Origin of the sequence: Massilia endophytica (assembly GCF_021165955.1) — a bacterium.
In the GTDB taxonomy this organism is placed as follows: Bacteria; Pseudomonadota; Gammaproteobacteria; order Burkholderiales; family Burkholderiaceae_D; genus Rugamonas; species Rugamonas endophytica.
This window is the reverse complement of sequence record NZ_CP088952.1, coordinates 2,299,561-2,312,639: the sequence shown is the minus strand read 5'-3', so window position 1 is coordinate 2,312,639 and position 13,079 is coordinate 2,299,561. Positions and strand designations below refer to the sequence as shown.

Here is a 13,079-nt window from a genome sequence, read left to right as displayed (position 1 = left end):
GCCTTCCTTGATCGGTTTAAATCACTTTGAGGAAAACTATGGTGTTTGGAAAATGCAGCTGCAAGGCAGCATTGGCGGCTGCCTTGGCTGGGCTCTGGGGAAGCAATGCGATTGCTCATGATAGTGCCGAGCCTGGGGCGGCGCCCGCAAAGACGGCGTTTCACTGGACGTCGAGCGCGCCGCTAATATCCCCGCAACCAGATCCAGTCCAGGCAATCTATGGTGTAAAAGATCCCTCGCTTGTCTACGTGGACGGCAAATATCACGTGTTCATGACAACCGCCGGGTCCAGCGGGTGGGGGATCGCGTACACAAGCTTTGACGCGTGGTCGAATGCAGCCTCGGCGAAAATCGTCCCGCTTGCCAAATCCCCGATAGGTCCAGGCTATCGCGCTGCTCCGCAAGTATTCTATTTTGCGCCGCAGAAGAAATGGTATCTCGTGTACCAAGGTGGTGATCCGCTCTATTCAACGTCCGACGATATCGGTGATCCGATGTCCTGGAGCGCGCCGAAGCCGTTCTTTGCCGCCGTCCCCGACCTGATCAAGCCACCGCAGGGTAATGGCTGGCTGGATTTCTGGGTGATCTGCGACGACAAAAAATGCTATCTGTTTAACACCGATGACCATGGCCGTCTGCTGCGTTCCGAAACCGATATTGACCGCTTCCCGAACGGCTTCCGTAACACCGTCGCCGTCATGACTGAAAAAACGGAGGATCTGTTCGAGGCGAGCAATACCTACAGGATCGCCAACACAGGCACCTACATCACCCTGGTGGAAGCGATTTCGCCGAAAGGACGCTATTTCCGCATCTGGAAGAGCAATAGCCTGGACGGAAAATGGGAGCCGTTCTCTTCCGCGCCAATGAACGCCTTTGCCAGCAGCAACAACGTCGACGGCCTCTGGTCGGAAGGCGTCTCCCACGGCGAGATGATTCGTACGAATGCCGATCAAACGATGACAATCGATCCGTGCCGGCCGCTCGAATATCTCTTCCAGGGCAATGACCCGGCAGTGCGCGTGGACGACTACATCAAAATCCCCTATCGCCTGGGCGTCCTCACGGCGCAGGGGAGCAATCCAGTCAGCACGCTCTGCCGCTGATTCGCCGGCCCGGCACCCACGCTTCCATCCAGGCGAATCCACGGGTGTTGCCGTTAGGCTAGCTTGTTTTTTTGGAAAGTGGTATGGTTTCGGGCTTCTTGTCCACGGTTTTACCGCCATCCATTTATGCCCATGCCCTCCCGTCCCTCCCTGTCCGTCCTGTCCGCCGCCATCGCCGCAGTGCTCCTGAGCTGGCAAGCAAAGGCCCAAACCACCGAGGCTGCGCCGCAGCAGGCCAAGGAGGAAGCGAAACCGGCTGTCCAGCCAGCGGCCGTGGTGAACGTGGTCAGCGAGCGCCAGAGCAACCGCATCGACCGCCAGGTGTACGACATCAAGAACGACGCCAGCACGGCAGGCGCCTCCGTGGGCGATGTGCTCAACAACGTTCCCTCCGTGAACGTGGACCCCAACGGCACCGTGCGGCTGCGCGGCAGCGAGCGTGTGACCGTTCTGGTGGACGGCAAGCCCACCGCACAGATGCAGGGCGAGAACCGCGCCGCCGCCATCAACGCACTGCCCGCCGAGAACTACGAATCGGTCCAGGTGATCAACAACCCCGGCGCGGAATTTGGCAACGAAGCTGGCGGCGGCCCCATTCTCAACCTGATCTCGCGCCGCTACACCAAGCCGGGCGGCAATGGCAGCGTGGCCGGCAACGTTGGCCCCGCAGGGCGCAAGAACGCCTTCGCCAACGGCAGCTACAGTTCCGGGTATGCGTCGGTGAACGGCACCTTCAACTACCGCCGCGACGGCAACGAGACCGACACGGAACAGACGCGCGAGCGCATCGACCCGGCGAACGGCAGCGTCAGCCGCCTGCGCCAGACCATGCAGCGCAGCGGCCTCACCGACTTCATCCAGGGCGGCGTGGGCGGACGTTACAACTACAACGAGCGCGACACGCTGACCGGCTCCCTGTCCGTCAACAAGCGCGGCAACGATTCCCGCAGCAATGAGCATCTGACGGATTTCCGCACCGGCAGCACGCCGGTAGTGGACTACCTGACCCGCCGCACGGGCAGCGGCGATGCGCTCAATCATGAAGTGGTGGCAGGGTGGGAACGCCGCTTCAGCACCGACGGCGAGAGCCTGAAGGTCGACCTGCGCCATTCGTCCAACACCAACAACGTGGACACGGCCGCCCTGTACCAGGCCATCGCGCTGCCGTCCAGCGGCGCGCCGATACTGCGCAACTACACCCAGAACGTTGAAACCCGCGTGCGCCTGACTGACCTGAGCACCGATTACTCGGGCAAGGCTGGTCCCGGCTTCCTGACCGCGGGCGGGCGCTGGCAGCGTACGCGCCAGGCCAGCGATTACCGCTACCTGTTCCTGGACACCGGCGCCCTCGACACCCGGCGCAGTAATCTGTTCGAGCTGGAGCAGGATGTCACCGCCGCCTACGCGACCTATGACCTGCCGCTGAACAAGCAGTGGTCCTTCAAGGGCGGCCTGCGCATGGAGCACACCGAACTGGATCTGGACCAGGTGACCACGGACGTCCAGGCCAGCAACAGCTACACCAACTATCTTCCGAGCCTGTTCCTGACCTATAAGCTGGACCAGTTCTCCAACCTGCGCTTCTCGTACTCGGACCGTATCTCGCGCCCGAATGCCGGCGACCTGAACCCCTTCATCAACTACGCCAGCGAGTATTACGTCAGCTCCGGCAACCCGCGCCTGCATCCGGTCAAGCTGCATTCGCTGGAACTGGGCTACGAGACCAAGATGATGGGCCTGATGCCCGCCAGCCTGCGCGGCTATCTGCGCCATGAATCCGACGTCATCACCGAGCGCCGCACCTTCATCAGTCCAACGGCGCTGCTGACCACCAAGGAAAACGAGGGCGACCGCAAGGCGGGCGGCGTCGAGTTCTCGATCATGGCCATGGTGCCGCCCAATATGAAGTGGAAGGGCATGTCGCTGCCTGCGATCCGGTTCATGTTCAACGGTAACTGGGGCTTCGTGGAGCAGGACCGCCTGGGCGCCATGGGCCCGACCGGCGAAACGCGCCGCGCGCCGTCGCTGCACCTGCAGGGTGGGGCGCAGTGGACGATTTCGCCGAAAGATACGCTGACCTTCATGACCTTCCGCCAGGGCAAACAGCTGTCGGGCGAAGGCTACCGCGAGCCGTTCAGCATCGTGAACCTGGCGCTGGAGCACAAGTTCACGCCCCGCCTGTCGCTCAATCTGCGCGCCAACGATGTGTTCCAGACCACCGACCAGCGATTCCGCGTCGAGACCGATACCCTGCGCGACCGCATCGACACGAAGGTGCATCAGCGGCGCCTGTACGTGGGCCTGCGCTACACCTTCGGCGGCGTGACAGGCAACGATGCGGTGCGCAATGCCCTGCAGGCGGCCGGTGTGAATCCGGACAGCCAAGCCGCGAAGGATGCGATGCGCATGATGCAGGGGCAGCAAAATAAACCAAGCCAGCCAGAAAAGCCGGCGCCAGAGAAGAAAGACTAGGAATGCATACCAAGAAATTTGTCAGGACCTCCCTCTTGTTGCTCGCCCTTGGGATGGGTAGTCTGCTGTGCAATGCGCAGGCGCTTCCCGCCGATGCACCGAAGCCCGGCCTGCGCATCGGCGGCTATGCCCTGGATATGCAGACCGCAGGCAGCGGGCCTTACACAGTCATTTTCGAATCGGGATTCGCAGGCGACCTGAGTGTGTGGAGGAAGGTGGCGCCAGCATTGTCGAAGTCGGCCAAGGTGGTTGTGTACTCGCGTGCCGGTGTCGGCAAGTCCGATGCGCGCCCGGAGCCGCGCACGCTGGAGCAGAGCGGGGCGGAGCTTGAACAGATGGTCAAGGCGGCTGAACTGAAACCGCCGTTCATCCTGGTCGGCCATTCCTATGGCGGCTTCCTGGTGCGCCAGTTTGCTGCGCACCATCCGGCTGAAGTGGCCGGAATGGTGTTTGTGGATGCAAGCGCAGAAGGCATGGACGCTGCGCTCAAGAAGATCGACGCGACCAGGTTTGCCGCAGACCAGAAAGCCTTCGAGGGCTTCACGCCCGCGGCCTTCAAGGCCGAGTACAAACTGGTTCAGCAGATCTTCGATGCAGGCGCCTTGCCCCAGGGCGTGCCGCTGCCGGATGTGCCGACCGTGGTGCTGACGTCCGCCAAGGTGTACGAAAAGCCCGAGTTCCTCCTGCATACGCCATCCGGCATGGCGGCCTGGCGCCTGTTGCACGAACAGTTCTTCCGCCAATTCTCCAACGGCAGCCATGTCGTCACCTCGAACAGCGGCCACTATATTCAGCTCGATGAGCCGGAGCTGGTGATCCGCGCGGTCGAACAGGTGATTGCCAGCGCTTCCGCACAGGCCCAAAGGAAAGCCCGCAAACTGGCCCGTGAAGGTGTCCTCGACGCGGTCGACCAGGCTGCTCTGCTTGTGCCGGGGGACGCAGAGTCCATGGTGTCGGCCAGGCTGAAAGCGAGCCAGCTTGGCGAGGCCGATATCAACGCCATGGCGTACGAGCTGCTTCGGCAGCCGAAGAGGGCGCAGTTTGCGCCGGTGCTGATGAAGTTCAACGTCGAAACCCATCCCGACTCGGCGAATGCGTACGACAGCTATGGCGAAGCCCTGCTGGCGATGAAGCAGCCGAAGCTGGCAAAAACCCAGTTCCAGCGCGCGCTGTCGCTTGGACGGTCGCAAGGGAAGGACGCCCGCGCGCTGGCGGGTTACGAGGAAAACATGAAAAAGGCCGAGCTGGCGGACTCGCTTGCACAGTAAACGCTGGAGCTGGTTGACTGTTAACCGGATAACAGATAATATTTGAGTATGGCAATCCAGTCCTTTGCGTGCATTGACACCGAAACCTTGTTCACAACGGGTAAGAGCCGCAGGTTTGCCAACATCAAGAGTGCAGCTGAGCGAAAGCTGGCGCAGCTTGATGCGGCCCCTTCACTGAACTTTATGAAGGCTCCGCCTGGCAACGACCTGAAAGAGTACGACGGGGCCTGGCATGTGCGTATCAACGACCAATGGCGTCTGACCTTCAAATGGGGGCCGAACGGTCCCTATGACGTACTGATTGAGGATCCACACTGAAGAACGGAACGGAGTACATCATGTTCAAGAATGGCATGCGTCCGGTGCATCCCGGGGAGATTTTGTTGGAGGACTATATTAAGCCTATGGGCGTCAGTGTGCGTTCGGTGGCTTTGGCGCTGCATGTTCCTTACTCGCGCCTGAGCGAGATTATCAAAGGCGAACGTGGTGTAACGGCGGATACTGCCCTGCGGCTGGAGCGCTATTTCGGGAGCGAGGCGCAAGGGTGGTTGAATCTTCAGAGCGCCTACGATTTGCGTACTGCCGAAATGACGGCGGGGAAAGCCATCGCCAAGGTCATTAAGCCGCTTGCACGGGATAAGGCGATTCCTGCCTGAGACTTGAGGTGAGCCCCGGATGAAGCGTATCGCAATCATATTTCTCACGGCCCTCAGCTGCTTGCTGCATGCCTCGCTGGCAATCGCCGGCGTGGCTGTTCCAGCCGACGACAAAGGCCTTCTCTACACGGGGCGCGTGGATTTTACCGATCCGCGTGCGCCCGTGATCAGCTGGCCGTCGACGGCCGTCGCGGCAAACTTCGTTGGCACATCGCTGGCCGTGACCCTGGACGACGAGAAAGGCCAGAACTACTTCAATGTGATCCTGGATGGCGACGATGCCGCGCCATTGATCTTGCAGGCGGATCGCGGGAACAAGACCTATGTATTGGCAACGGGCCTGAAGCCGGGACCGCACAGCTTCCTGATCACCAAACGCACCGAGGGCGCAGAGGGCGCAACCGTGCTGCGCGGCTTTGAGCTGTCCGATGGCGGCCAGCTGCTGCCACCGCCGCCACGGCCGGCGCGCCGCATGGAGGTATTCGGAGACTCCATCACCAGTGGACTCGGCAACGAGGCCCCCGTGAATGGCCGCGACGATGCCTTGCGGGACAAGAACAGCTACATGTCCTATGCGTCGATCGCGGCGCGCAAGCTGGGTGCGGAGCTTCACATGACGTCGCAGAGCGGCATAGGCGTGATGATCAGCTGGTTCCCCTTCACGATGCCGGAGTTTTATGGCCAGATGAGCGCGGTCGGCAAGAACGATACGCGCTGGGAGTTTCCACGCTGGACGCCGGATGTCGTGGTGATCAACCTGATGCAGAACGACAGATGGCTTATCGACGACCGGCACCGGCTGCAGCCGGAGCCGAACGAGGAGCAGCGGATCGCCGCCTACGAAACCTTTGTACAGCGGATCCGGAAAGCTTATCCCAAGGCCTATATCGTTTGTGCACTCGGAAGCATGGATGCCACGCGTCCCGGCTCGAAATGGCCGGGCTATGTGAAGGCCGCCGTGGAGCGCCTGCGGCGGGGTGGCGATGAGCGCATCGACTCCATCTTCTTCGAGTACACCGGATACGGGGCCCATCCTCGCGTGGTGCAGCAGAAGGACATGGCCGCGAAGCTCGCAGCGCACATCCAGCGCGCGATGGGGTGGTGAGCCAGCCCCACGGGAGGGGCTGGCAGGGCATTGAAGCGGACCTTAGAACTTGTACTGCAGGTTCGCAAAGAACGACCGGCCGCGCGGATCGCCGTAGGTCGGATCCCAGGTCACTTCGAAGTAGCGCGACTGGTTGGTGAACGGCGGCGGCGTGTCGAACAGATTGATGACGCCGGCGCGCAGCTTCAGGTTCTTGTTGAACGAGTAGCTGCCCGTCAGGTCCCACAGCGAATAGGCCTTCACATCGCGGTCGTTCCAGCCCGGATCGGCCAGCCCTTCGATGTTCTGGTCGCGATAGCTGGAGAAGAAGGTGTGGCCCAGGCTCAGGTTGACCGCACCCTGCGTCCAGTCGATATTGGCTTTGTGCCGCCAGCGCTGCACGGCCTTGTCGTCGCGGAACACGCCCAAGCCGCTCGTCATCGGCGAGTGGGGATCGGACTGGAACTTGTACTCGGTGATCAGCGTGCCGTTCAGGCTTGCGCTGAAGCGGCCCACGGACGTGGCGTCGCCACGCCAGTTCAGCGAGAGATCGAGGCCGGACGTATTGAGCTTGCCGCGGTTCTCCTTCTTGAACTGCAGGTAGGATACGAGGCCGTCCTCGTCGCGCACCACAATCTCCGGATCGTTGTAGTAGACCGGGTTGTCGAACACGGTCTGCTCGCCGATCTCCGAGATGATGTCGGTCTTGCGAATCTTCCAGTAGTCGAGGCTGACGTTCCAGTTCCGGTTGGGTTCCAGCACCACGCCTGCCGAGAACTGCTTGGACTTTTCCGGTTTCAGCTGCGGATTGCCGTAGCGGTCCAGGTCGAACTGCGCCACTTCGCCCGAGACCGGGTCCTTCACGAAGCTGGCCGTGGTGCCGGAGCGCACCGGCAGGAACAGTTCGGCGATCGACGGTGCGCGGAAACCGGTGCCGTAGGAGGCGCGGCCCAGTACTTCCTTGCTCGGGCGGTAGCTGAGGGCGATTTTCGGATTGGTGGTCTTCAGTTCCGGCGTGGTGACCTTGGTCAGCGGATCATGCACGCCCTTGTAGCGGTCGTGGCGAATGGCGAACTGGCCTTCCCATTCCTTGCTGAAGGGCGCATTGATCTCCGTGTAGATGCCGGTGATGCGGCGCGAGTTCGACGAGTCGGCCAGCAGTTCGTCGGAGCTGGCGCGGTCGCCCTGCACGTCGTTCGTGCGCAGCGCCTCGGTGGAGGTGAACGCCGTCTTCTCGCGCCGCAGTTCCGCGCCCACCGCCAGCATGGCATCGCCGCCGCCCAGCGCCATCAGTGGGCGGGTCAGCTTGCCGTCCACGCTGTCGCTCGTGCCTTTCGAGATGCGCGCCGCGCCATGGATCTTGATCGAATCCATAAACTTGCGGCCTGCATCATCCGTGGCAGGCACGAAGGGGTTGTACTTGCCGCTGGCAATACCCGCCAGCATCTTGCTGCGCGAAACCCAGCCGTCGATATCCAGGTCGGTGGCCTTGTTCACGCTGTGGTTGTAGGCCGTGTCGTATTCCCAGTCGCCCACCTTGCCGGTCGCCCCCAGCAGGAAGCGGGAGGCCTTGCTGGTCACTTCCGAGGTGCGGCGGCCCGCGTCGGTCAGGCGGAAGCGGAAGTTGACCGGAGTGGTGATGCCGGTCTTCGCCTGCAGGTCGGCTGGCAGGTAGATGCCGGTGCTCGTTCCGTTGATGCTGCCCGAAGTGGCGGGGGAGGCGGCGTAGCTGGTCTCGGCTCTGCTAAGCAGGACTTCGGCGAAGATCTGGTGGGCGTCCGCCGCCTGGAAGGTGGCGCGGCCGATGAAGCTCTGCTTTTTGGAGTCGGGATAGACTTCAGAGTCGCCCATGTAGTTGTAGGAACAGCCTTCCGTGCCGCCGGGACCGAGCGGGCGCACCACGTTCGGGCTGCCGTTCACGCAGGAGTCCTTGCCAAAGTTCACGCGCCGGCCGGGCGATGGCGCCCAGACGCCGCCGGGGCCCGAACCCTTCAGGTAGCCCGATTTGTTCAGCGTCGCCAGCTGCGCTGCCGTCAGGTCCACATTGCCCGGGAAGGAGTAGCTGGACAGCTGTGGCGACAGGCGGTCGGGCAGGCTGTATTCCTGCATGAACTTGCGCTGGGAGCTGGCCAGGCGGTCCGTTTCCTGCACGTCCAGCGCGCCGAACACGTTGTAGCGGTCGGTGCTCAAATCGCCAAAGCCGCCGGAGAGCGAGGCGGACTTCTTGCCGCCGCCGCCCTCATCCGTACCCAGCGCATACACGCTGGCCTCGCCACCGCGATAGTCCTTGCGGGTGATGAAGTTGATGACGCCGCCCATGGCGTCGGTGCCGTAGATCGCCGAAGCGCCATCCTTGAGCACTTCCACGCGCTGGATGGCGCCGGAGGGGATATTGTTCAGGTCCACGCCGGAGTTGTCGCCGGGGCTGGCGAAGTTGGCCATGCGGCGGCCGTTCAGGAGCACCAGGGTGCTTGAAACGCCCAGGCCGCGCAGGTTGGCCCCGTTGAAGCCGCGCTGGCCGCCCATAACGTCGCTGACGCTGGCGCCATCGGTCAGCCCGCCCACGTTGGAGGATATTTTCTGCAGCAGTTCGGCCGCCGTGGTCACGCCGGACTTCTCGATGTCCTCCCGCTTGATCACTTCCACTGGCAGCGCGGCTTCGCCTTCGATGCGCTTGATACTGGAGCCGGTGATTTCCACGCGCGGCATGGTTTGCGCGTATGCGGCCAGGCTCATGCCGCCAAGCGCGAGCAGTACAGCATGGGCGCAGCGGGAGCGGCGGAATGCAGGCGTATTTTGCTTGCCAGGTGTTTTCATGCGATCTGTCCTCGTAAGTGGGGGGGATGGAACAGTTTCAGTATATGCAACGTTGTGATGCTTGCGCCTGCCTGGGCTTGCCGGGGTCGCTCTGTGGAAAAGCCGTGTCGCATTGTTGCAATGAAGGAAGCTATCATCTGTTGCGGACTTTCCACAGTGCGACATCCAATTGCCAATGTGCGCAAACCGGGGAGCCTGTCCGGCTGCCATTGCCAGATCGGTGGCAACATAGTCTGCAATTCGAGTGTGAAGGAGCTTGCCGTGAAGTCCTTGTTGATGCTGCTGTCCGTTCAATTGCTGGGTTCCCTTGCGCATGCGGCGGAAGCGCCGCGGGCGCTGGCGTTCCAGCCTGTCGCTGGCACGGTCATACCCATGGGCGGCGCCGTGCGCTCCGACAACGAGGCCATACGCCAGCGCCTGGTGCAGCTGGCCGGGGGCTCCGCGGCGCGGTTTGTGGTGATTCCAACCGCCTCGTCGCGTCCCGAAACCTCGGGCGCGGACGCGGTGGAGCAGCTGCGGCGCCGCGGCGCCCAGGCGGAGCTGCTGAAGATCGCGCCGCGCTGGGCTGGCGAAACGCTGGAATCCGCACGCCGGGCAGCGGCCGACCCTGAGAATGTGGCCCGGATCCGCGCCGCCACGGGCGTGTTCTTTACCGGAGGCGCGCAGGAACGCACGGCCGATGTACTGAATCCGGACGGGGTGGCATCGCCCGTGCTGCAAGCCGTGCGCGAGCTGCAGGCGCGCGGCGGCGTCATTGCGGGCAGCAGCGCCGGAGCCGCCATCATGAGCAGCACCATGTTCCGCGATGCGATGAATCCCGTGCAGGTGATGAAGGGCGTCATGCGCGACGGGAAGGAGATCGACCGGGGGCTGGGCTTTGTGGGCGACCAGCTGTTCATCGACCAGCATTTCCTCAAGCGGGGCAGGGTGGGGCGCATGCTGGCGCTCATGCTGGCCAAGGGCTACAAGGTGGGACTCGGGGTGGACGAAAATACCGCAGCCATCATTCACGGAAGCGAAATCGAGATTGTGGGCGCCAGCGGGGCGCTCCTGCTGGACCTGCGCCAGGCGACACAGGAAGCGGGGCCCCTGAACGTAAGCAATGTAAGGATATCCTACCTCGATAACGGCGACCGCTATGACCTGGCCAAATTGAAGGGGCAGGTGCTGCCAGCCAAACAGGCGCGGGGCGAGATCAGGTTCCGGCAGCCCGGCTTTGCCCCCGAGCTGGAATATATCCGTCCTGCCTTTACCGACATTCTCGGCGAAAACGCCATTCTGCGGGCCCTGGCGCAACTGGTGGATGGTCCGCGCGACCATGTTCGCGGCATCGCCTTCGACCTCGAACAGCTGCCCGATGCACAGGTGGCCGATCCCGCGCCGGAGCTGGGTTTCGAATTCACGCTGCGGCGTGACGAGCATACCCATGGCTGGGATAATGCGGGGCTGGACGACAAGGACTATACGATCTTCGATGCGCGGCTCGATGTGCGGCCGGTGCGCCTGAAGGTCCCCTTCTATCAGGCGTGGTAATGATCTGGGAATAAAGCATGGGGAATCCCTATTCCGTTTCATTGGTTTTGCTGCCCGGCTTCTCACTGTTCACGCTGGGGGCCGTGCGTGCCGCGTTTACGGCTGCCAATGAGGTCGAAGGGGAGTTCCTTTACCGGCTGCGCCAATTCAGCCCTGAAGGCGAGGCTGCTCCGTCGCAATGTGGCCTCACGCTCGCTGCGGAGCCGCTGGCCGGATTGGGTGGCGAGTCTCCCGGCCTGCTCCTGTTGATCGCGGATGAGCGCATCGACGGGCGTTTGAGCGAAGCGTCCAGCCACCAGCTGGGGCAGCAGTTGCGCCGCCTTGGGGAGAACGGAGCGTGGGTACTGGGGGCCTGCGGCATGGGCGCGCAGGTGCTGGCGCAGCACGGGCTGCTCGATGGCTACCGTGCCGCCATCGACTGGCAATGTCACGCGGAGGCGGTGCGGCGCTATCCCGATACGGTGTTCACACCGGGGCTCTATGAGCTTGACCGCAACCGTATCAGCGCCGGCGCCGGCGCAGCGGTGATCGACCTGCTCCTGCACTGGCTGGGCAAGCGGCACGGCAGCATGTTTGCGGCCGAAGTGGCGGTGGTGCTGGGGCTGGAGCGGCTGCGCGGGGGCGACGAGCGCCAGCCCGTGCGCGCGTCGGCGCAGCCTGCGGTGGCGTCCACGCGGCTCAAGGATGCGCTGGAACTCATGGCGGCCAATCTGGCCGAGCCCCTGCCTGCCGAAGACATCGCGCAGCTGGTGGGAGTGTCGCGCCGCCAGCTCGAACGGCTCTTCCGCCAGCACCTGGATACCTTCCCTTCGCGCTACTACCTGGAGCTGAGGCTCAAGCACGCCCGCCGCCAGTTAAGACAGACCACGCTCTCGATACAGCAAGTGGGGCTGGCCTGCGGGTTTACTTCGGGCTCGCATTTCTCCACCACTTACCGCAATTACTTTGGCTGCACTCCGCGCGAGGAGCGTGCCCGGCATGCCATGCCGCTGGTCGAGACCTATAACGCCGGAGAGGAGATGGAATGAAGCACCTGGACTACCTGTTGCGTCCGGCGACCCTGGACGATCTCGATGCCATGGAAAAATTCTCCAGGGCCGCGACATTCGGCATCCGTACCCTGAAACCCGATCGTGCCCGGCTGGCGGCGCGGGTCGAACGTTCGATCAAGGCCTTCGCTGGCAGCGAGGCGCCGAACGGCGACGAAATCTACCACTTCGTGCTGGAGGACCTGCAGGCGGGGCGGGTGGTGGGCACCAGCGGCATCGTCGCCAGGGCGGCCTCGAACGGCCGCTTCTACTGCTACCGTAACGAGTTTCTCGCGCACGCGAGCGAGGAACTGGGCATCACCAATCGGGAGCACACCTTGCGCCTGTGCGAAGACCTCTCCGGCCACACCTTGCTCAGTTCCTTCTACATCGAGCCCGAATATGGCGATACGCTCGCGCCCCAACTGCTGTCGCGCGGACGGCTGCTCTTCATCCGCAACTACCCGCACCTGTTCGCAGAACGGATAGGAGCGGAGAACCCCGGCCTGTGCGACGAGGAAGGCAACAGCCCGGTGTGGGATGCGCTGGGACACCGCTTCTTCAAGATGCCGTTTCCCGAGGCCGAGCACCGTACGGGTGGCCGGTCCAAGAGCTTCATTGCGGAGCTGATGCCGCGCATGCCTGTCTATGTGTCGCTGCTGACAAAGGACGCCCAGTGGGCCATGGGCCAGCTGCATCCGGACGCCGAACTGCCGTTCGGTATTCTGGTGGCGGAAGGCTTCGATGTGGACTCCTACGTCGACATCTTCGATGGCGGTCCGATTGCGGAAGCGCGCGTCGCCATGCTGCGCTCCGTGGTGTCGGCCCACAATGTGCGGCTGCGTGCCGAAGCAGATGTGTCGGCCGAGGCCTGCCTGGTCGCCAATATGGAGCGCGAAGGCTTCCGCGCCACGATCGCGCACGGGGAGTTCCTCGACGATATCCTGCAGATACGGCCCCCGGCGTTCGAGCGGCTGGCACTGGCCGAAGGCGCCCTGGCTTGTGCCGTGCGCGTGGACGACGTATTCCCTTAGCGCTCGCGCCGCGCCTGGAAAATTCGACGCCGGAAATCGGGGAAATCGGCACAGCCGTGTGTTCGTTGCAGTGTGCTGGCA

General features: G+C 63.1%; 10 protein-coding genes. 9 read left to right on the top strand and 1 reads right to left on the bottom strand.

The annotated features are described in order from the left end of the window. The first annotated feature begins 38 nt into the window (after positions 1 to 38). From LSQ66_RS10250 to LSQ66_RS10225, 6 genes are all read left to right on the top strand, one after another. Positions 39 to 1,106 (top strand): non-reducing end alpha-L-arabinofuranosidase family hydrolase, encoded by a 1,068-nt coding sequence (locus LSQ66_RS10250; protein WP_231769676.1) that lies wholly within the window; start codon positions 39 to 41, stop codon positions 1,104 to 1,106. Positions 1,107 to 1,232: 126 nt separating this feature from the next. Further along, on the top strand, positions 1,233 to 3,578 hold the full coding sequence (locus tag LSQ66_RS10245) for a TonB-dependent receptor domain-containing protein (protein ID WP_231769675.1): 2,346 nt from the start codon (positions 1,233 to 1,235) through the stop codon (positions 3,576 to 3,578). Between the two features lie 2 nt (positions 3,579 to 3,580). Then, on the top strand, positions 3,581 to 4,846 hold the full coding sequence (locus LSQ66_RS10240; protein ID WP_231769674.1) for an alpha/beta fold hydrolase: 1,266 nt from the start codon (positions 3,581 to 3,583) through the stop codon (positions 4,844 to 4,846). A gap of 48 nt (positions 4,847 to 4,894) precedes the next feature. Continuing rightward, positions 4,895 to 5,164 carry a type II toxin-antitoxin system RelE/ParE family toxin gene (locus LSQ66_RS10235; protein WP_231769673.1) on the top strand — a complete coding sequence of 90 codons (270 nt, stop codon included), beginning with the start codon at positions 4,895 to 4,897 and terminating at the stop codon, positions 5,162 to 5,164. A 20-nt stretch (positions 5,165 to 5,184) separates the two neighbouring features. After that, positions 5,185 to 5,502 carry a HigA family addiction module antitoxin gene (locus LSQ66_RS10230; RefSeq protein WP_231769672.1) on the top strand — a complete coding sequence of 106 codons (318 nt, stop codon included), beginning with the start codon at positions 5,185 to 5,187 and terminating at the stop codon, positions 5,500 to 5,502. A 19-nt stretch (positions 5,503 to 5,521) separates the two neighbouring features. Next, entirely contained in the window at positions 5,522 to 6,607 is a 1,086-nt protein-coding gene (locus tag LSQ66_RS10225) for an SGNH/GDSL hydrolase family protein (RefSeq protein WP_231769671.1), read from the top strand. A 42-nt stretch (positions 6,608 to 6,649) separates the two neighbouring features. Here the strand turns inward: LSQ66_RS10225 and LSQ66_RS10220 are convergent, their stop codons facing one another. Further along, positions 6,650 to 9,403: a TonB-dependent receptor gene (locus tag LSQ66_RS10220; protein WP_231769670.1), complete on the bottom strand. Its 2,754-nt coding sequence runs from the start codon at positions 9,401 to 9,403 to the stop codon at positions 6,650 to 6,652. Positions 9,404 to 9,664: 261 nt separating this feature from the next. Here LSQ66_RS10220 and LSQ66_RS10215 point away from each other — a divergent pair, with 261 nt between their 5' ends. From LSQ66_RS10215 to LSQ66_RS10205, 3 genes are read left to right on the top strand one after another with little or no spacing between them, the layout of a single operon-like run. Then, a complete protein-coding gene (locus LSQ66_RS10215) occupies positions 9,665 to 10,936 on the top strand; it encodes a cyanophycinase (RefSeq protein ID WP_231769669.1) in 1,272 nt (423 codons plus the stop codon). Between the two features lie 17 nt (positions 10,937 to 10,953). Further along, a complete protein-coding gene (locus LSQ66_RS10210; RefSeq protein WP_231769668.1) occupies positions 10,954 to 11,964 on the top strand; it encodes a GlxA family transcriptional regulator in 1,011 nt (336 codons plus the stop codon). Further along, positions 11,961 to 12,998 (top strand): arginine N-succinyltransferase, encoded by a 1,038-nt coding sequence (locus LSQ66_RS10205; RefSeq protein ID WP_231769667.1) that lies wholly within the window; start codon positions 11,961 to 11,963, stop codon positions 12,996 to 12,998. The genes LSQ66_RS10210 and LSQ66_RS10205 overlap by 4 nt, the downstream gene beginning before the upstream one ends. Positions 12,999 to 13,079 lie beyond the last annotated feature (81 nt).